Annotated in this window: 17 protein-coding genes; 12 read left to right on the top strand and 5 right to left on the bottom strand. The window is 63.1% G+C overall.

The genetic code is table 11. The annotated features are described in order from the left end of the window. Positions 1-38: 38 nt before the first annotated feature. The 9 genes from ALTERO38_RS20425 (at position 39) to ALTERO38_RS20385 (ending at position 11,945) form a co-directional block, all read left to right on the top strand. Positions 39-425, top strand: coding sequence for a response regulator (locus ALTERO38_RS20425; protein WP_102836436.1), 387 nt, complete (start codon positions 39-41; stop codon positions 423-425). Positions 426-459: 34 nt separating this feature from the next. After that, complete coding sequence (locus ALTERO38_RS20420; protein ID WP_159969516.1) at positions 460-2,862, top strand: PAS domain S-box protein; 2,403 nt, start codon at positions 460-462, stop codon at positions 2,860-2,862. After that, positions 2,859-3,248, top strand: a complete 390-nt coding sequence (locus tag ALTERO38_RS20415) for a response regulator (protein WP_159969515.1) — start codon at positions 2,859-2,861, stop codon at positions 3,246-3,248. The genes ALTERO38_RS20420 and ALTERO38_RS20415 overlap by 4 nt, the downstream gene beginning before the upstream one ends. Next, positions 3,241-4,872 (top strand): diguanylate cyclase, encoded by a 1,632-nt coding sequence (locus ALTERO38_RS20410; RefSeq protein ID WP_159969514.1) that lies wholly within the window; start codon positions 3,241-3,243, stop codon positions 4,870-4,872. The genes ALTERO38_RS20415 and ALTERO38_RS20410 overlap by 8 nt, the downstream gene beginning before the upstream one ends. A 175-nt stretch (positions 4,873-5,047) precedes the next feature. Then, positions 5,048-7,918: an ATP-binding protein gene (locus tag ALTERO38_RS20405; protein WP_159969513.1), complete on the top strand. Its 2,871-nt coding sequence runs from the start codon at positions 5,048-5,050 to the stop codon at positions 7,916-7,918. Then, positions 7,915-8,304 (top strand): response regulator transcription factor, encoded by a 390-nt coding sequence (locus ALTERO38_RS20400; protein ID WP_159969512.1) that lies wholly within the window; start codon positions 7,915-7,917, stop codon positions 8,302-8,304. Before ALTERO38_RS20405 ends, ALTERO38_RS20400 begins: the two co-directional genes overlap by 4 nt. Then, complete coding sequence (locus ALTERO38_RS20395) at positions 8,301-9,440, top strand: YaiO family outer membrane beta-barrel protein (protein ID WP_256663926.1); 1,140 nt, start codon at positions 8,301-8,303, stop codon at positions 9,438-9,440. Before ALTERO38_RS20400 ends, ALTERO38_RS20395 begins: the two co-directional genes overlap by 4 nt. Beyond that, positions 9,430-10,545: a HEAT repeat domain-containing protein gene (locus ALTERO38_RS20390; RefSeq protein ID WP_178114612.1), complete on the top strand. Its 1,116-nt coding sequence runs from the start codon at positions 9,430-9,432 to the stop codon at positions 10,543-10,545. Before ALTERO38_RS20395 ends, ALTERO38_RS20390 begins: the two co-directional genes overlap by 11 nt. Beyond that, positions 10,542-11,945, top strand: a complete 1,404-nt coding sequence (locus ALTERO38_RS20385; RefSeq protein WP_159969511.1) for a glycosyltransferase family 2 protein — start codon at positions 10,542-10,544, stop codon at positions 11,943-11,945. The genes ALTERO38_RS20390 and ALTERO38_RS20385 overlap by 4 nt, the downstream gene beginning before the upstream one ends. A 96-nt stretch (positions 11,946-12,041) precedes the next feature. On the opposite strand, the gene ALTERO38_RS20380 is transcribed toward ALTERO38_RS20385, so the two are convergent. After that, the gene (locus ALTERO38_RS20380) at positions 12,042-13,535 is read right to left on the bottom strand and encodes an aldehyde dehydrogenase (RefSeq protein ID WP_159969510.1); all 1,494 of its coding nucleotides are present in this window, start codon (positions 13,533-13,535) and stop codon (positions 12,042-12,044) included. A gap of 203 nt (positions 13,536-13,738) precedes the next feature. On the opposite strand from ALTERO38_RS20380, the gene ALTERO38_RS20375 reads away from it, so the two are divergent. After that, positions 13,739-15,058 carry an aspartate aminotransferase family protein gene (locus tag ALTERO38_RS20375; RefSeq protein WP_159969509.1) on the top strand — a complete coding sequence of 440 codons (1,320 nt, stop codon included), beginning with the start codon at positions 13,739-13,741 and terminating at the stop codon, positions 15,056-15,058. Between the two features lie 196 nt (positions 15,059-15,254). Here the strand turns inward: ALTERO38_RS20375 and rpmG are convergent, their stop codons facing one another. Further along, on the bottom strand, positions 15,255-15,410 hold the full coding sequence (gene rpmG, locus ALTERO38_RS20370) for a 50S ribosomal protein L33 (protein ID WP_025243687.1): 156 nt from the start codon (positions 15,408-15,410) through the stop codon (positions 15,255-15,257). A gap of 11 nt (positions 15,411-15,421) precedes the next feature. After that, a complete protein-coding gene (gene rpmB, locus ALTERO38_RS20365; protein ID WP_019339373.1) occupies positions 15,422-15,658 on the bottom strand; it encodes a 50S ribosomal protein L28 in 237 nt (78 codons plus the stop codon). A gap of 618 nt (positions 15,659-16,276) precedes the next feature. Between rpmB and ALTERO38_RS20360 the strand changes: the two genes are divergently transcribed. Then, positions 16,277-17,059, top strand: coding sequence for an IclR family transcriptional regulator (locus ALTERO38_RS20360; RefSeq protein ID WP_102836428.1), 783 nt, complete (start codon positions 16,277-16,279; stop codon positions 17,057-17,059). 87 nt (positions 17,060-17,146) lie between these two features. Here the strand turns inward: ALTERO38_RS20360 and ALTERO38_RS20355 are convergent, their stop codons facing one another. Continuing rightward, positions 17,147-17,728, bottom strand: a complete 582-nt coding sequence (locus ALTERO38_RS20355) for a TetR/AcrR family transcriptional regulator (protein ID WP_102836427.1) — start codon at positions 17,726-17,728, stop codon at positions 17,147-17,149. Positions 17,729-17,827: 99 nt separating this feature from the next. Here ALTERO38_RS20355 and ALTERO38_RS20350 point away from each other — a divergent pair, with 99 nt between their 5' ends. Next, positions 17,828-18,730, top strand: coding sequence for a serine aminopeptidase domain-containing protein (locus tag ALTERO38_RS20350; RefSeq protein WP_159969508.1), 903 nt, complete (start codon positions 17,828-17,830; stop codon positions 18,728-18,730). Positions 18,731-18,946: 216 nt separating this feature from the next. Here the strand turns inward: ALTERO38_RS20350 and ALTERO38_RS20345 are convergent, their stop codons facing one another. Beyond that, positions 18,947-20,089, bottom strand: a complete 1,143-nt coding sequence (locus ALTERO38_RS20345; RefSeq protein WP_159969507.1) for an acyl-CoA dehydrogenase family protein — start codon at positions 20,087-20,089, stop codon at positions 18,947-18,949.

Below are 20,089 nucleotides of genomic sequence, written 5' to 3'. Positions count from 1 at the left end.
TTCGAGCGCGCCAGGCACGCTTTTGTTGGAGGTCTCGCATGGGCGAGCTGAAACGGATTCTGCATGTCGAGGACGATCCGTCCATTCAGGCGGTGGTCAAAGTCTCGCTGGAGGCAATCGGGGGTTATCAGGTGCAGTCGTGCTCATCCGGCCACCAGGCGCTCGAAGAGGTGGAAGCCTTCGCCCCACAGTTCGTCCTGCTGGATGTGATGATGCCCGGAATGGGCGGCCCCGAGACCCTCACCCGGCTCAGCGAGCGGATCGATCTGGCACAGGTCCCGGTGGTGTTCATGACCGCCAAGGTCCAGCCAAGCGAGATTGAGCACCTGCGCAACCTCGGTGCCCGCGATGTGATCGTCAAACCCTTCGATCCGATGCGCCTGGCCAGCCAGATCCAAGCCATCTGGGAGGCTGGCGGCAAGTAAGCCGTTGGCCCTGAATCCGAGAGAGCCCAGCCAGATGGAGTCATCGAAATCGATACCCGCCCCCTCCCCGCCCCGCGAGCTGTCCCGACTCGCAGCGTTGCTGCGCTACGAGATTCTCGACACGCCTGATGAATCCGCTTTCGACGATTTCACCGAGCTGGCTGCCTACATCTGTGACACCCCCATCGCGCTGATCTCGTTGGTCGACGACCATCGCCAGTGGTTCAAGAGCCGCCTCGGCCTTGAGGTCAGTGAAACCCCGCGAGAGCTGTCGTTTTGCACCTACACCATCGAAGGCGAGGGCGTCTTCGAAGTCGAGGATGCGCATCGGGACACGCGTTTTTCTGATAACCCGTTGGTCACCGGCGACCCGCACATCCGCTTCTATGCCGGTGCGCCGCTAATCTCACCGGACGGCTATAACCTCGGCACCCTTTGCGTCATCGACCGTCAGCCGCGACAGCTCAGCGAAGCGCAACGCGGTGCATTGGAACGCCTCAGTCGACAGATCATGCGGCTGTTCGAAGAACGCCTGCAGTCCCACCGCTACGCCGAGCAAGCGGCGCTGCAACAGGCTTTGCTCAACAGCGCCGCGAGCGCGATGCTGGTAACCACCGACGACGGGCACATATCGGGCGTCAACCCCACCGCCGAGCGCCTGTTCGGCTATTCCGAGCAGATGCTGATCGGCCAGCCGCTGACGTCAGTGCTGTTCCCGGAGGAGGCGCTGCAGCGCCGCGCGACCATTCTCGGCAATGCGCTGGGTGAACCCATCGAGCCGGGATTCGCCGTGCTCACCGCACCGCTGCTCGAAGGCCGCCGCGAAATGCGCGAGTGGCGTCTGCTGCACCGCAACGGCAGTGGCGTGCCGGTGCTGCTGAATGTCTCGGCGATACACGATGAGCGCGAGCTGTTGCGCGGCTACATCGTCAGTGCCTATGACCTGGCCCACCAGGAACACCTGCAACTGCGCCTGCAGCAGATCGCGGCGCAGGTTCCCGGCATGCTGTTCCAGTTCTGCTGGCGCCCCGACGGCAACAGTTCGTTCCCGTACCTCAGTGAGGGTGTCGAAGACATCTACGGCCTGAGCGCCGCCGAGATGGCGCCCAGCATCGGGCCGATTTACGAGCGAGTTCACCCCGAGGACCGCGAGCATGTACTAGCGAGCATCCGCCAAGCCGCCTCGACCCTGACGCCGTGGCACTTCGAGCACCGGATCGACCATCCTCGCAAGGGCATAATCTGGGTTGAAGCCCGCGCCACGCCCATGCGTCAAGCGGACGGTTCAGTGCTTTGGCACGGGCTGGTGACCGATGTCACCGAGCGCAAGGCCGAGCAGCTGGAGCTGGACAAGCAACAGGAAATGAATCGACGCCTGCTCGAGGCCCTGTCCGAAGGGGTAGTGGCCTGCGACGCCGACTGCAACCTCACCTTGTTCAACCACACCGCCCGCCGCTGGCACGGCCTCGATGCCGAGCAGATTGCGCCGGAGCAGTGGCCCGATGCCTATCATCTCTATCATGCGGACGGCACCACACCGATGGTGACGGATGAGCTCCCACTGATACGCGCCTTGCGTGGCGAGCACATCCGTAATCTGGAGATGGCCATCGTGCTGCATGGCACGCCGCGCTATGTGCTGGCCAACGCCGATCCGATGTACGCCTCTAACGGCCAGCAGAACGGTGCGGTGGTGGTGTTGCACGACATCACCGAGCGCAAGCAGATCGAGAACCTGCAACGGGACTTCGTCTCGACCGTCAGCCACGAACTGCGCACCCCGCTGACGTCCATTACCGCATCGCTCGGACTGATTTGCGGGCGGGTCATGGGCGAGGTGCCCGAGCACCTGCAGGAGCTGTTGGAGATTGCCCACCAGAACAGCAAGCGGCTGAGCACACTGATCGACGACCTCTTGGACATCGACAAGCTGTACGCCGGCAAGATGCGTTTTGAGTTGCGGGCGCAGCCCTTGCAACCCTTGCTTGAGCAGGCGCTGCGCAGCAATCAGGGCTATGCAGAAAGCCATGCGGTGAGTATCGAGCTGGGGGATTGCCCGGCCGTGTCGATCACTGTCGACGCGATGCGTCTGGAACAGGTGATGAGCAACCTGCTGTCCAACGCCGCGAAGTATTCCCCGCCCGGCGAAACCGTTGCCATGAGCGCTCAGCTCATCGGCCCTCAGCGGGTGCGGGTCAGCGTCTGCGACAAGGGTCCCGGCATCAGCGAGGCCTTTCGTGAGCGCATCTTCAGCAAGTTTGCCCAGGCCGATTCGTCGGATACGCGAAAGCAAGGCGGTACCGGCCTGGGCCTGGCGATCAGCAAGGAGCTGATCGAGCACATGGACGGCGTGATCGGCTTCGACTCGACGCCCGGTGCTGGGGCCTGCTTCTGGTTCGAGCTGCCTTGCCATGCGCTGAATGGGGCCTCCGAGTGAAGCCCTTGCTGCGCATTCTGCACGTCGAGGACGTGCCCTCCATTCAAGTGGTGACTCGCATCGCGCTGGAGAAGCTGGGGGGGTTCAAGGTGCTCAGCTGCGCCTCTGCTCAGGAAGCGCTGCAGCAGGCACCCGGATTCAAGCCAGACATGATCTTGCTCGACGTGATGCTGCCGCAGATCAGCGGCATCGAACTGTTGCGCCAGCTTGCGCCGCTGATCGACCTGCAGCAGACCCCCGTGGTGCTCCTGACCGGTCAGCCGGACGAGCCGGGCGACCCTGAGGAACTGCAGCGCCTGGGCGTGCGCAAACTGTTGCATAAACCCTTCGACCCACTTCAACTGGCGACAAAACTGAACGAAATATGGAATGCCGAGCATGAATGAGGGCGCTAACGAAGCGCTGCAACGCCAACTGCAGGCACTCAACGAAAAGTTTGCTGAACGCTTGAGCGAGGAATTGGCAGCACTCGAGCAACACGCCGAGCAGCTGCAGTCGGTTCGCGAACAGGAACAGCGGCGCCAGCTGATGCTCGACCTGCACGAACGCCTGCATCGCCTAGCCGGCACGGCGGGCACCTTTGGTTTTACCACCCTGGGCGAGCAGTCGCGGTTGCTCGAGCAACGCGCAGAGCGTTGGCTTGAGGCGGCCAAGCCTAGCGGGCAGGCGCTTTCCGCGTTTGTTCGAGCGGTCAACCAAATGGCCGCGGCCGAGCGCGCCGGGGGCCGTGATCAGCATGGCGAGATGCACAGCGGCATGCCCGACGCGCTGCCCGCCGGGTGCCGGATCTATCTGCTCGAAAAAGACGTTGATGCCGGCCAGAACATGTGCCAGACCCTGGGCAACTTCGGCTATGAAGTGCTGATTTTTCCAGACGTCCCACTGCTGCAGAGCGCTGTCCAGGGACAACTGCCCGACGCCCTGATCGTCAGCCAGCACGATGGCGAACTGGATGCCATCAGCGCGCTGCAGCAAACCCTGGAGGCGCCGTTGCCGCTGCTGGTCATTGGTCATCGAGCCGATTTCGACAGTCAGCTGGCGGCCGTGCGAGCCGGTGCCAAGGGGTTTTTCGTCCGGCCGTTGGATGTCACGCAGCTGGAGAACAGCCTGGAAAACATCCTCAACCTGCAGCTGAGCGAGCCTTACCGGGTATTGATCGTCGACGATGACGACGACCTTGCCGCGCGTTACAGCCTGGTCCTGCGTAACTCGCAGATGCTGGTGCAGACCTTGAGCGACCCCAGCCGGCTGTTCGAGGTGATGCGCGATTTCGATCCGGAAATGGTTCTGCTCGACATGAACATGCCGGATTTCACCGGGATCGAGCTGGCGCAGATGATTCGCCTGAATGACGAGTGGCTGCGGGTGCCCATCATCTACCTGTCGGCTGAAACCGACATCAATCGGCAGATGGCCGCCCTGCTCAAGGCCGGTGATGACTTCATCACCAAGCCCATCAGCGACAATGCCCTGACCGCCGCCGTGTTCTCGCGCGTGCAGCGCGCACGCTCGCTGAGCATGGCGCTGTCGCGAGACAGCCTGACCGGCCTGCTCAAGCACGCCGACATCAAGGAACAGGTGGCGCTGGAAGTGGAACGCGCGCAACGCAGTGGCAAGCCCACCAGCGTGGTGATGCTTGACCTCGATCACTTCAAGCAGGTCAACGACCAGTACGGGCATGCCGCGGGGGACAACGTCATCCGCTCGCTGGCCAACCTGATGCGCCAGCGGCTGCGCCGTATCGACAGCATCGGCCGCTACGGTGGCGAAGAGTTCGTCGCGGTGCTGCCGGATTGCCCGGCCGAGCAGGCCAAGCGGATCTTTGACGAGATCCGCCTGCGCTTCGCCGCCTTGAGCTTCCACGCCGGCGCGCGCACCTTCAGCGTGTCACTCAGCGCTGGAATAAGCGAGACCGACGGCCACTCCAGTGCTGGCGCCATGCTCGAACTGGCCGACCAGGCGCTCTATGCCGCCAAGCACAACGGTCGAAACCAGGTGCAGGTCGCCTAACGACCCGAGCTGGCTGGCGGGAAAAACGAGCGAACCGTCACGCGATTGAGGACTCCAACTACACTGCATAGCAGTCGCGGCCGGTTCGCAGGCGCTGGCAGGCGACGGCACGCCTGCGCTGGCTCCAGCCTTCGAAGCCGTCCCTATTCGTTCAACCGGCGAAAGGAGTTCCGGTTTGCCCGCAAGAACCCAGATCAGCTGGCATTGGCTCGCGTTCCTGATCGCCTTCATTCTGCTCGTCGCATTGGGCTGGCAAGGCAAGCAAACCCAGGAACAGGTTCTGGCGACCAATCTCTCGGTCAGCCATAGCCTGGAAATCATCACCGCGACCCAGTCGATGCTGTCTTCACTGCAGGACATCGAAACCGGGTCGCGCGGCTTCGTCCTGACCGGCGATCCCGACTACCTCGATTCCTATGAACTCGGACTACGGCAGATTGAGGCGCACCGCCGCAAGCTGCAGGGGCTCCTGGAGCAACGGACCTTTCCGGACCAGCGCTGGTTCGAGCAACTGGATCGCAATATCGCCGAGCGTCTGCTGATAGCCGCCGGCAACATCCAGACGCGCCGCACTGCCGGCTTGCAAGCGGCGGCCGAGCGCCTGCACCAGGCCGGCGGTAAACTGATCATGGATCGCCTGCGGGCGTTGCTCGATGCGGTCGAGCGACAGGAGCGCAAGCAGCTCGCCGCCGCCAACCAGGCCGTGACCGAAACCATCGCACACAGCCGCAGGCTTGCACTGATCGGCAGCCTGCTGGTTGCAGCGTTGTCCCTGGCTGCGTTCTGGGCCATCCGCCGCAACCTGCAGATTCGTCAGGCCCTGGCGATCAAGGCGCAAGCTGGCGAGGCGCGTCTGGGCGCGCTGCTGCAGGCGGTTCCCGACTACCTCTATGCCATAGACGGCCAGCGCAGGATCACCGCCCTGTCGCAAGGAAACGCGGTGCAGGCTCCGGCGGCCCAGACCATCGAGCCGCTGCTGCTCGGGCTGCTTCCCCATAGCGATAACTCGCTCCAGCTGCGCCAGACCACCTGGTGCGAACTGGATCAGCAGCGGATCTTCGAGGTTCGTCTGGTGCCGACCGGTCTCGGTGATCACCTGGCGATTGCACGTGACGTGTCCGAGCTGCAACGCAACCGCGATACGCTCGAGGACCAGAAAGTTTTTCTGCGACGGGTCGTCGACACTGATGAGAACCTGATCTTCGTGCGTGACGAGCTGGGGCGCTTCCTGCTGTGCAACAGTGCCTTTGCCGCCCTGCTTGATACTCGACCCGAGGCCATTGAAGGTCGCCGGGCCGAAGACATCACTGGGGCGAAACTGCTGTTGCCACTGTTGCAGGGCGAGGCCGAGCTGCTGTGTGGCAGTGGCGAACTGCGCATCACCGAGGTCGGCCTCACCGATACGCACGGCCAGGAGCGCTGGCTGCAGGTGGTCAAGCGCCCCATGACCATGTCCAACGGGGCCTGCTATGTCGTGACCGTTGCGGTCGACATGTCGCTCAGGCGAGGCATGGAGCAGATGAAGACCGAATTCATCTCCACCGTCAGCCATGAGCTACGGACCCCTCTAACTGCCATTCGCGGCGCCCTGGGTATGCTGGTCGGCGGGGTTGCCGGCGAGATCGACGCAGGCGCTCGACCACTGCTGGACATCGCACACAAGAACAGCGAGCGCCTGGTCCGCCTGATCAACGACATCCTCGACATCGAAAAACTCGAAGCCGGGCGCTTGCCGTTCCACTTTGCCCGCTGCGAGGTGCTGACTCTGGTTGAACAGGCATTGGTCGATCTCAAGCCGTACGGCGATGAGTACGGCGTCGGTCTTGTTCTCGTGACGCCAAACGGCGCGCATCTGGGCGAAGCGAACCTCGATCCAGACCGCTTCGCCCAGGTGATGGCCAATCTGCTGTCCAATGCGATCAAGCACTCACCGGCTAGCGCTGTCGTCAGTGTCGATGTACGTCGCCACGGCGACAGTCTGGAGATCGGCGTCCAGGACCAGGGGCAAGGCATTCCAGAAGACTTCCGCGCCCGCATATTCGAGCGGTTCGCCCAGGCCGACTCCTCCGACGCTCGCAAGCGTGGCGGCACCGGGCTGGGCCTGGCGATCACCCGTTCCCTGGTGCAGCAGATGCACGGTCGGATTGGCTTCGACTCACAGCAAGGCCAAGGCACGCGTTTCTGGCTCCGTCTGCCTGTCGCGTCGACTCCGTCAGCCAGCCCGCCAACCGTTGCGCAAGCGCTGCCGCAGGCGGGCAAGGATGGACCGGTCGAACGTATCCTCGTCCTTGAACCCGACGCAGCTGCCGCCGAACAACTGGCGACTGCACTGCAGCAACACGGGTACGGCACCTTGATCGCCGACACCGCGGCTCAAGCGCGAGAAATGCTGGCCGAGTTCAGCATCCAGGCACTGACGCTCAGCCCCGCACTGAACGACGAAGACAGCATTGCCTTTCTGCAGAACCTGCGTAGCCAGAATGCCTATCGGCATCTGCCGGTGCTGATTGTCAGCCTGCAGCCACAACGTCGCGACAATGACGATGGCGCCCTGCGCGGCGGGGCTGTCGGTGTGATCGACTGGTTGCACAAGCCGGTCGACCCGTCACGGGTCATGGAGGTGGTGCAGGCCTGTCTCAGAACCAACGGAGCCCGCCCGCGAATTCTTCATGTCGAGGACGACGAGGATCTGCGCGTTCTGCTCGCCCGGCTGGTCGAGCCATTGGCGATTGATCTCCATGGCGCCTCTACGCTTACCGAGGCCCGTCACCTGATAGACGAGCAATACTTCGACCTGGCGATCATCGACCTGATGCTGCCCGACGGCGACGGCAGCGAATTGTTCGACCAGCTGGCCCAAAGCACGCCGCCGCCGCCGGTGATCATATTTTCCGCGCTGGATTCACCGGTGCACGACAGCCGCCTGGCCCTGCGCCAGCTGGTCAAGTCTCGCCATGACGGCGACGAGCTCGCCGCGCTGATCCAGCAACTGCTGCAGACATGGCCGCCCAGCCAAACCCAGATTTCCGAAGAGGTCAACGCATGAGCGACTCCGCTAGCCAGCGCATCTTGATGGTTGAGGACGAGGAGGACATCGCGTTCCTCATTCGCTTCATGCTTGAACGGCACGGATTTGTCGTCGATCACGCGGCAGACGGTCGCCAGGCCATTGAGAAGATCACCACATCGAGCCCGCCCGATCTGACCCTGATGGACATCATGCTGCCCTACCACGACGGGTTGGAGCTGATCGAGCGGCTCCGCACACAGGCCGGTTGGGCACAGGTGCCGGTGTTGATGCTGACCGCCAAGGCTCGTGAGGCGGATATCGTCCGGGCGCTGGAACTGGGTGCCGACGATTACGTCACCAAGCCTTTCCAGCCGGAGGAACTACTGGCGCGTATCCGTCGTCTGCTGAGGCGTCCACGATGATGCGAACGGCATTTACCTTGGCATTGCCCGCATGCCTGCTGTCCTCCATGGCACTGGCCGACGTCGCGACCGCCCAACGCCAGGTCGATGCCCAGCAACTCGGCGCCGCGGCAGCAACGCTGGAAGCGCAACTGGCAAGGCAACCCGGCGACAGCGAGGCGCTGTACCTGCTGGCCCGTGTGCGCGCCTGGCAGGGACAACCCGAGCAATCATTGCCACTCTATGAGCAGCTGTTGGAACGCGAGCCGGATAACGCCGACTACCTGCTCGGCCAGGGCCAGGCATTGCTGTGGGCAGGTCGCCCCCAGGCCGCCCTGCTCTCGCTGGAGCGCGCCGCGGAGATCGCACCGGATTATGCGGACGTCCAGCAGGCGATGCAGCAAGCACGGGCATCGCTGACCTCGCCCATCACGACCACAGCGCCGGCTGCCAGCGCCACCACGGCACAACGGCGACATGAACTGGAGCTTTCAGCCCGCCAGGACTGGTTGGACAGCGGCTTCGACAACTGGCGCAGCCAACGGCTGGATTACACCTCGACGCAACCGGAAGGGCTCGGCTGGTACGGCGCACTGCTGCGCGAGCAGCGCTTTGGCGAATGGGACCAGGGCGTCGAGGCGGGCGCGGTGATCGCGCTGGACGACAACTGGACGCTGCAACCCGAAGTCGGCTATCAGCCTTCGCCCTATTTTTTGCCCGAATGGCATGCCGATCTACGTCTGCAACGGCGACTGCCGGCGGGCTTCCTCGGTGCTGTCAGCGTACGCCGTACCGAATACGAGACCACCCGCGTCGAGCGGCTGGCCCTCAGCGCCGAACGCTACTGGGACTCATGGCGGGCGGGCTACACATTGAACATCACCGATGTGGCCAATGCCGGCACGCCGGTCGGCCATGATCTGGCGCTGGACTACTACTATGCAGGCCTCAGCTATGCCGGTCTACGCATGACCATTGGTGAGGAAGAAGCGGTCGAGGAACAGCAGCTGATCACCAGCGACGTACGCGCCCTCAGCCTGCAGGGCCGCCATTGGCTGGACAGCCGCTGGGCGCTGACCTGGGAAGTCGGTCAGCATCGCCAGGGCGACTATTACACGCGGCGCTGGCTGCAACTCGGCCTGCGACATGCTTTCTGAGTCCTGCCCGGTCTGGCTGTGCGAGGCGCCGCGCAAAGCCTGGCTGGGCATCTGGCCCGAAGACGGCATGCTGCAACTGGCTCTTTATTGTGCACTGAGCCTGGGCGCGCTGACGCTGTTGGTGATGTTCCAGGTCATGCTGCTCGGTGAGGTCGCTCGGCGCCGCTCAGCACGACGGCAAACCTTCAATGACCAGTGGCGACCCTTCTTTGCCCTGTGCAGCCTGGGTGACGAGCTGCCAGAGCCGGCTCCTGCGCTGCCGCGGGGTCACCAGCTGTGGTTTCTGCTGCAGTGGAACCGCACCCAGCTGCAGCTTCGCGGCGCAGCACGTGAGCGGATGAACCACGCGCTGGTCGCGTTGGGGATGGACCAACAGGCCCTGGCGCTGCTGCGCGGCCGGGTCCGCAGCAAACTGATCGGCCTGACCTGTCTACGTCATCTGGCCGACCCCGCCCATTGGCAAGCCGTACAACCATTGCTGATGAACCGCAACGTGACCGTTTCACTGGCCGCGGCGCAAACGTTGATTGCGATGGACGCGGCACGCGCCATGCAGCTGATCTTGCCAACCGCCGTGACCCGCCCCGACTGGGCCTTGCCGCGCCTGGCGAGCCTCTGTCAGCAGGCCGGTGAGCAGGCGGTGACCTTGCCATTGCTGGTCACCCTCTCCGGCTCCGAAGATCCGCGCCGCGAGCGACTGGTGCCTTTGCTGGTGCATGGCGACCCCCGTCACGCCGCGCCCTGGGCCCGCGCGCGGCTGGAAGAGGACGCGGCGCCTGAGCAGTTGCAGGTCGCCCTGCGCTGCCTCTGCGAGCTGGGCGATCCACGTGACCGCGGTCGGCTGCTGCGGGCTCTGCAACACCGCCACGAGAATGTGCGCCTGGCTGCCCTGCAAGCCCTGCATAAACAAGCCCGCGGTGACGACAGCGAACTGTTCATGCCGTTGCTGGGCGACCCCAGCTGGTGGGTTCGCCAGGCCGCCGCAGACAGTCTGGCCACCCTACCGGGCGCCACCGCGGAACGGCTGCAGACGCTGTTCAGGCAAGTGCATGATCGCTACGGGCAAGACGCCCTGCGCCGCGCCATGGCGGAGGTCAGGCGGTGACTATCGACTGGCTGTGGTGGCTGCAACTGGGCTTCATCGTTTATTTCCTGCTGCTCAACGGCATGTACCTGCTGCTCAACGTGCTATCGATGGTCAGCCTGATGGGCTATATCCGCCAACGTGCCGAAACCGGCGAGATCGCGCCCTATCTGGGCGTAGAGCCGCCGGTCTCGGTACTGATGCCTGCGTTCAACGAAGAAGCGACGATCCGTACCTCGGTGCGCTCGATGCTGCAGCTGCAGTACCCCGAATTCGAAGTGGTGGTGATCAACGACGGCTCGAAGGACGACACCCTCGCGGTGCTGATCGAGGAGTTCGAGTTGGTGCCGCACCCCGAGCCGCTGCGTCAGGCCGTCGCCCATCAGCCGGTGCAGGCCATCTACCGCTCACGGCGCTACGCCAACCTGCGGGTGATCGACAAGGCCAATGGCGGCAAGGCCGATGCGCTGAATGCCGGCATCAACGCCGCGCGGCACGGCTTGTTCTGCGGGGTGGATGCCGATTCGATTCTGCAGCGCGACAGCTTGTTACGCGTGGTCCAACCCTTTCTCGAAGACGAACGCACCGTTGCGGCGGGCGGCACGGTGCGTATCGCCAATGGCTCCGAGGTACGCGGTGGCTTCCTGATTCGCGCCGGATTGCCGAGCAACTGGCTGGCGCGCTTCCAGATCGTTGAATACCTGCGGGCCTTTCTGTTCGGTCGGCTCGGCTGGTCGCCGATGAACGCCGTGCTGATCATCTCCGGCGCCTTTGGTCTGTTCGACAAGGAACGGGTCATGGCCGTAGGCGGCTATCGCACCGACACGGTTGGCGAGGACATGGAGCTGGTGGTGCGGCTGCATCGCTATCATCGGGAAAAGCGCATTCCCTACCGCATCCGTTACTTGCCCGACCCGATCTGCTGGACCGAATGCCCGGAAGACCTTGGCACCCTCGGCCGTCAGCGCAGTCGCTGGCAACGCGGGCTTGCCGAGAGTCTGGGCCGTCACGCCCGCCTCGCCTTCAGCCTGCGCGGTGGAACGCCCGGCTGGCTGGCCTGGCCGTTCATGGCCCTGTTCGAATGGCTGGGCCCGCTGATCGAGCTGGTGGGTTACGGATTCATGATCGGCGGGTTCATTTTTGGCGTGGTGTCCTACACGGCGCTGACCGCCTTTCTGCTGGTCGCCATCGGCATGGGCATTCTGCTCTCGGTCAACGGCTTGCTGTTGGAAACCCTGTCATTCCGCGTCTACGAGCGGCGCCGCGACATGCTACGGCTGTTTCTCATGGCCGTGCTGGAGAATTTCGGTTACCGCCAACTGAACACCCTCTGGCGCTGCCGTGGACTCTGGCAATGGTTTTCACGGCGCAAGCATCAATGGGGCGCCATGCGTCGTAGCGGGCAGTGGGGGCAAAGCTAAACGCCGAGAAACCGTAGGGTGGATGAAGCGTTATCGATCCACCCTTGCTGTGCAGCAAAGTGGAGGTAAAAAGCGACCTCCACCCTACGGATGTCTTTACAGCTTGATCCAGGTCGCCTTCAGTTCGGTGTACTTGTCGAAGGCATGCAAGGATTTGTCGCGGCCGTTGCCGGACTGCTTGAAGCCGCCAAACGGCGCAGTCATGTCGCCGCCGTCATACTGATTGATCCAGACACTGCCAGCCCGCAGCGCCTTGGCGGTCAGGTGCGCCTTGGACAGGTCAGCCGTCCAGACGGCGGCAGCGAGACCGTAGGGCGTGTCATTGGCGATGGCCACTGCTTCAGCCGCCGTATCGAAGGTGATCACCGACAGCACCGGCCCGAAGATCTCTTCACGGGCAATTTTCATTGCATTGCTGACGCCGTCGAAGATGGTCGGCTCGACGTAAAGACCGCCCGTGTCCTGCATCGTCCGCTGGCCGCCGATCAGCACCTTGGCGCCATCGTTGCGACCGGCCTCGATGTAGCCAAGCACCGTATCGAGCTGCTGGGTATCGACCAGCGCGCCAACATTGGTGGCCGGATCCAGCGGATTGCCCGGCTTCCAGCCTTTAAGCGCCTCGACCACCATCGGTAGGAAGCGCTCCTTGACCGAACTCTCGACCAGCAGCCGTGAGCCAGCGGTGCAGACTTCGCCCTGATTGAAGGCAATGGCACCGGCAGCCGCCGCAGCAGCGGCCTGCAGATTCGGCGCGTCGGCAAAGACGATGTTCGGGCTCTTGCCGCCGGCCTCCAGCCAGACGCGCTTCATGTTCGACTCACCGGCGTAGATCATCAATTGCTTGGCAACCCGGGTGGAGCCGGTGAACACCAGCGTATCGACATCCATATGCAGCGCCAGCGCCTTGCCTACGGTGTGGCCGTAGCCCGGCAACACATTGAGAACGCCGGCCGGGATGCCTGCCTCGATGGCCAGCTGCGCGACGCGAATGGCGGTCAGGGGCGACTTTTCGGACGGCTTGAGGACCACCGAGTTGCCGGTGGCCAGCGCCGGGCCCAATTTCCAGCAAGCCATCATCAGCGGGAAATTCCACGGCACGATGGCCGCCACCACACCCACCGGCTCGCGTGTCACCAGGCCCAGCTGATCATGGGGTGTGGCCGCGACTTCGTCGTAAATCTTGTCGATCGCCTCGCCCGACCAGCGCAGCGCATTGGCCGAGCCAGGCATGTCGACATTCAGCGAATCGCCGATCGGCTTGCCCATGTCCAGGGTTTCCAGCAACGCGAGATCTTCAGCGTTGGCCTGGATCAGGTTGGCGAAGCGAATCATCGTGGCCTTGCGTTTGGCCGGCGCCATCCGTGACCAGACGCCAGACTCGAAGGCCATGCGCGCACTGATCACCGCGCGATCAGCATCGGCCTCGTCACAGCTCGCCACCTGAGCCAGCACTCGCCCGTCGACCGGGCTGATGCAGTCGAAGCTGGCGCCGGCGCTGGGCGCAGTGTATTCGCCCTGGATGAAGGCCCGGCCTTCGATGCGCAGGTCGCGGGCACGCTGTTGCCAATCGGCAAGTGTCAGGGTGGTCATGGGGCGTCCTCAGTAATCTGTCGAATAATCAGAAAGGCACCCTAAACCAGCGGCACCAGGCCTATCAATATTTTTTACGCGGCAGCCTTTTCCAGCCTTGTTTTGTTCGTTTTATTAAACATAGACTCGCCAAAACCGCTGGGCGCCTGGGTGATGTCGCGCTACAGCATAGCCGTCGAACCCGTTGCCTTGCCGGAGCAATCATGGCCCACGATCACGCCACATCCGCCGAACATTTCTGGATGCCCTTCACTGCCAACCGTCAGTTCAAGGGCAGCCCGCGCCTGCTGGAGCGCGCCGAGGGCATGTACTACACGGACACCGATGGCCGTCAGGTGATCGATGGCACCGCTGGCCTCTGGTGTTGCAACGCAGGACATGGCCGACGCGAGATCAGCGAGGCGGTAAGCCGGCAGATTGCCCATATGGATTTCGCACCCACCTTTCAGATGGGCCACCCGTTGCCCTTCGAACTGGCCGAGCGGCTCGCACAGATCAGCCCCGCCGGACTCAACCGGGTGTTCTTCACCAACTCGGGATCAGAATCGGCCGATACGGCGCTGAAGATCGCCCTGGCCTACCAGCGTGCGATCGGCCAGGGCAGCCGCACCCGTCTGATCGGCCGGGAGCTGGCCTATCACGGCGTCGGCTTTGGCGGCATCTCGGTGGGCGGCATGACCAACAACCGCAAGGCCTTTGGCGCACTGCTGCCGGGCGTCGATCACCTGCCGCATACGCTCGATCTGCAGCGCAACGCGTTCAGCCGCGGCTTGCCCAAGCATGGGGTGGAAAGAGCCGATGAGCTGGAACGTCTGGTCACCTTGCATGGTGCCGAAAACATCGCCGCCGTGATCGTCGAGCCTATGTCCGGTTCGGCCGGTGTGATTCTGCCGCCGGTTGGCTACTTGCAACGCTTGCGCGAAATCACCCACAAGCACGGCATTCTGTTGATCTTCGATGAAGTGATCACCGGCTTCGGGCGGGTTGGCGAGGCCTTCGCCGCCCAGCGCTGGGGCGTGACGCCGGACATTCTCACCTGTGCCAAGGGCCTGACCAACGGCGCGATACCCATGGGCGCCGTGCTGGTGGACGAGAAGATTCATGAGGCCTTCATGCAGGGCCCGGAAAGCACCATCGAGTTCTTCCACGGCTACACCTACTCCGGCCATCCGGTGGCCTGCGCCGCCGCTCTGGCAACCCTGGAAATCTACCAGCGGGAGAACCTGTTCCAGAAAGCCATCGAAGTCGAAGGTTACTGGCAGGACGCCCTGTTCAGCCTGCAGGAGCTGCCGAACGTGACCGATATTCGCACGGTCGGGCTGGTCGCCGGCATTCAGTTCGCAGCGCACGCCGACGGCGTTGGAAAGCGTGGCTACGAGGTGTTCCGCCAGTGTTTCGAAGATGGCCTGCTGGCCCGCGCCAGTGGCGACACCATTGCCTTATCGCCGGCCTTGATTGTCGAGCGCGAGCACATCGACGCGATGATCGAGCGCCTGGCCGGCGCGATCCGCAAGGCCGGCTGACGAAGCGGTGACCGGGGCGGGTGCGATCATTCGATCGACAAGGGCGCTCGATGCAACGCGTGCCCGAACGAGTCGCCCCTTCCCGGCTGTACAGGGCGGCTCTCACCCCTGCACCAAAACCTGAAGATGGCGCACACGGCGCTGTAAAAACGAAAAAACCCGCCTAGTGGCGGGTTTTTCTTCAAGGGCCGATCAATTACTTGATCTTGGCTTCCTTGTACATCACGTGCTTACGTACGACAGGATCGAATTTCTTGATTTCGAGCTTGTCGGGGGTGGTGCGCTTGTTCTTGTCGGTGGTGTAGAAATGGCCGGTACCGGCGCTGGACACCAAACGGATCAGGTCACGCATGATATTTCTCCTTAAACCTTTTCGCCGCGAGCGCGGAGTTCAGCCAGAACGGCGTCGATGCCGCGCTTGTCGATAACGCGCATGCCTTTGGCAGTCAGGCGCAGACGTACGAAGCGGTTCTCGGACTCGACCCAGAAGCGGTGATGCTGCAGGTTCGGCAGAAAACGACGACGGGTTTTGTTGTTCGCGTGGGAAATGTTGTTCCCGGTTACCGGACCCTTACCGGTAACTTGACAGACTCTCGACATGCCTCAGCCCTCTAAAACCACATGCCCAACCCGGCATGGGTTGGCCGCTTGAATTCAAATGTCATTTGGCGCTCAGCGCCACGTTTCGTTGGGGTCTTACCGGCTACGCGGCAAGCGAAGAAACCGGGCCCCTAGAAAAGAGCGCTGCTTTATATCAGAAAGCCCCCCTGGCAACAAGCGCGGTGTGACTTTTCGGCGTCGGCCTCCTCTAGCTCAATTCCTTCCCAGCCCACGCCTGGCGAGGCTCACCGGAAGAAACCGTTCGTCGCCTGCGAGATTGCCCACTTCTATATAGAAAGCTGTCAGACGACCAAGACCACCGGGCGCCACTCCGTAAACGCACGGAGCGAGGCCGTTTAGCGCTGAATCCTATCCGTAGGCAAGAGGCTAGATAAAGCCACTAATAGCTTCTTTTTTAACCATAAGCGAACCAACGTTTTACTGTGCGGAATGCAGGACCGTTAATTTCGGCTATCATGACCAAATTGGCGTTTATCTCGTAGCCGCAGTCGGCTTCCCAGGCTGGCCTGCCCGTTTGGCAAAGCCCGCCCTGCCGAGCAATGGGCGATCTGCTATCGTGCGCGCCGCCGCCCTACCACCAGACAGACCGACACAACCATGAGCAACATCGAAGACACCGATACTCCCAAGGACCGCAAATTCGTCGAAGCGCTTTCGCGCGGACTGGATGTGTTGCGTGCCTTCACTCACGGCTCGGTGGTCATGGGCAACCAGGATATTGCACGCATCACCGGGTTACCGAAGCCGACGGTGTCGCGCATGACCTATACCCTGACCAAGCTCGGTTACCTGAGCTACTCGCCGCAGCTGGAAAAGTACCAGCTCGACTCAGGCGTGCTGGCGCTCGGTTATGCCTACGTTTCTAACTTGCGCGTGCGCCAGCTGGCCAAACCGTACATGGACGAGTTCTCGCGTCGCACCAACACCTCGGTGGGGCTCACCTGCCGTGACCGGTTGTCGATGATCTATATCGAAAACTGCCGGCCGGCCGAGGTTTCGACGCTGCGCATGGACGCCGGTGTACGCCTGCCCCTGGCCACCACGGCGGCAGGCCGCGCCTTCCTCGCTGCGACCCCGGACAAGGAGCGCGAACACCTAATGGGGGCACTGGAAACCAAATACGGTGACGACTGGGCAAACATGAAGCAGTCTCTGGACGGCTCCTTTGCCGAGTTCCGCCAGCACGGCTTCTGCCTGTCGCTCGGCGACTGGGACCGCAACGTAATGGCCGCCGGCGTGCCGTTGCACCTGGCCGATGGCAGCATCATGGCGCTGACCTGCGGCGCGCCCTCGTTCCAGCTCAGTGAAGAAACCCTGCGGGGCTCGTTGGCGCACCAGTTGGAAATGCTCGCGCGTGATATCGAAAGTTTGGGCGTCTGACCGGCTGCTCAGCCAGACAAGGGCCCGTGTTCAGGGCTCCGGGAGCCATCCAGCGTCATCAGCAAAAGCGTTCGCCACACGAACCCATCACTGAGCCCTGACGCTGGCCCAGGCGATGTCCGCGAGCAATTCGCGGCAATCCGCCAGCGCCGTACGTGAACGTCCGGCCAGCCAGTTGCGGGCCATGTCGTGGCAGGGCCCGATCACCACGGCCAGAAAGCAATCACCCGGCATCCGTCTAAAGGCGCCGCTCTCCCGGTGTCGACGCAAGATCGCGCTGACGCGCTCGCCATGGGCCTGATTGACCTCGCGCAGCCGTTCACCCATCTCCCCGGCCTCGACCCGCCCACGGTTATGCAGGACGAAGCGGGCCCAATCAGGGTTCGCCACCACCCAGTCGATATAACTGGTCACGAACAGCCGCACGCACGCCTCGGCATCCAGCGTTTCGATCAGTCCAGCCTCCAGCAACGCGGCGTATTCACCGATGCCTTCCAGATACAGCGCCGCGATGATCCGCTCACGATTGCCGAAATGGTGATACAGGCTGCCGATGCTCGCGCCGGAACGGTCGCGAATCATCTCGATGGTGGTCGCCTCAACGCCACACTCGGTGAAACAGGCGAGCGCAGCCTGCAAGATTTCCTGTTTACGGCTACTGCGAGCCATCCAACCTCCACAACCGACTAGAATATTTTTCTAGAATTATATTCTGCTGTTCGTATACTGCATTGCTCGCGGCAAACCCAGAAGAGGGAGAACAACAAGATGGCGACGATACAGGCAGAAGAGCGCTCGATCGACAACGGCAATGGCCACCCGATTTCCAGCCACTGGTATCAACCAGACGGCGCGCCCCGCGGTGCGGTGCTGATCGCCCCGGCGATGGGTGTCAAACAAGGTTTCTACGCCACTTTTGCCGGCTGGCTCGTCGACCAGGGCTATCTTGTTGTCACCTTCGATTATCTGGGCATGGGCCGCTCCCGCCAGATACCGCTGCGTCAATTGAAGGTCGACATCCTCGACTGGGCCCGCCACGACTGTAGCGCGGTGCTCGCGACCGTGGTGGAAGCCGCTGGCGAGTTGCCGATCTATTGGATCGGCCATAGCGTTGGCGCGCAGATCCTGCCGCTGGTCGACGGCCATGAACGGCTGAGCCGCATCGTCACCATTGCGGCGGGCAGCGGCTACTGGCGCGAGAACAGCCCGCAGATCCGGCGCAAGGCTTGGTTGCTCTGGCACGGCCTGGCGCCGGCGCTCACGGCGATTGCCGGCTACTTTCCGGGGGACCGTATCGGCGCCGTGGGCGACCTGCCCGCCGGCGTCATTCGCCAGTGGCGGCGCTGGTGTTTGCACCCCGACTATCTGGTCGGTATCGAAGGTGAGCCGATGCGCCAGGCTTTCGCCGCCGTGCGCACGCCGCTGACGTCGTTGTCATTTACCGATGACGAGATGATGTCGGCACGCAACACCGAATCGTTGCATGGCTTCTATACCGGCGCGCCAAAGACCATGCGCCGGATCTCGCCCAGTGAAGTCGGCGCAGATCGCATCGGCCACTTCGGCTTCTTCCGCCGAGCCTTCGCGCCAACGTTGTGGACGGATTATTTGCTGCCTGAGTTGGAGCAGAGCCACCAGGGCCAGACTGGTGCACTGGCAACGGCGACGTAGCCTCATTGCCACCAACCAGATCATCTACGTGAGCCGCTATACACGCCTGCGATCATAGGGTGGCTCACGCTCCACCGATCCACCAATGCGCGCCAAACCGCCCGCGTGGATGTGAAAGGCGACATCCACCCTACCGGTGCCGTTCCTTGCCAACGTTTTGCTCTGACAAAAAAACCCGCTCTTGAGAGCGGGTTCTGCAGTCACGCGGTCAGCCGGTTACGCCACCTGCATCAACTTCGCGTACGCCTTCAGATGATGGTCATCGTCACCAAACTGGTGGGCGATCATCACCAGGCGCTTGGCGTGGTGGGCGAGGTTGTATTCCCAGGTCATGCCGATACCGCCGTGCAGCTGGATCGCTTCCTCGGCCACCTTGCGTGCGGCGCGGGCGCAGATGTATTTGGCGGCGGCGATGATACGGCGGCGGTCGTCGTTGTCTTCGCCATCGGCAAAGGTGGCGGCGAGGATCGCCATGCTGGTGGCCTGTTCCAGCTCGGTCTGCATATCGACCATGCGGTGCTGCAGGACCTGGAACTTGCCGATCGGCACGCCGAACTGCTTGCGCGTCTTCAGGTAGTCCAGGGTCAGCTTGCAGGCCTCGTCCATGCTGCCCAGCGCGTCGGCACACTGCGCGGCGATAGCACGGCCCTGCTGGTAGCGCAGCGCTGAAAGAGCATTGCCGACTTCGCCGAGCAGCGCGTCGGCGCCGACCTGCACGTTGTCGAGGAACAGCTCGCAGCCCTTGCGCCCGTCGATGGTCGGGTACACGCGGCGACTGACGCCCTGAGCGTTCGGGTCGATCAAGAACAGGCTGATGCCAGCTTCGTCACGGCTGGCGCCTGCCGTGCGCGCGGAGACAATGATCTTCCCGGCGCAGTGCCCGCCGATCACCACAGCCTTGCGGCCGCTCAGGCGATAACCGCCGTCGGCCGACTCGGCCTTGGTCTGCACGTCGTTGAGGTTGTAGTGGCTCTGCGGCTCGTCCAGCGCCACCGTCAGCTGCAGCGAACCGGCCGCCACCTGCGGCAGCAGCTCCTCCTTCTGTGCGTCACTGCCCAAATGGGTGAGCAGTCCGCCACCGAAAATCACCGATTGCAGGTAGGGCTCCAGGGTCAGCCCGCGACCCAGTTCGGTCATCACCAGCATGGTTTCCACGCCGCCGCCGCCAAAGCCGCCGATCTCCTCGGCAAACGGCACGGCAGTCAGGCCCAGCTCGCCCAGCTGCGCCCAGAACTCGGCGGAAAACCCCAGTTCCGACTCGCTGAATTTCTCGCGCTGCTCGAACGGATAGGCGTCGCGCACCAGACGCGCCGCTGTGTCTTGCAGCATTTGCTGCTCTTCAGTCAGTTTGAAGTCCAT

It is taken from the genome of Pseudomonas sp. 9Ag, assembly GCF_902506445.1.
Taxonomy (GTDB): domain Bacteria; phylum Pseudomonadota; class Gammaproteobacteria; order Pseudomonadales; family Pseudomonadaceae; genus Stutzerimonas; species Stutzerimonas stutzeri_AB.
This window is presented reverse-complemented; position numbering and strand designations above follow the sequence as displayed.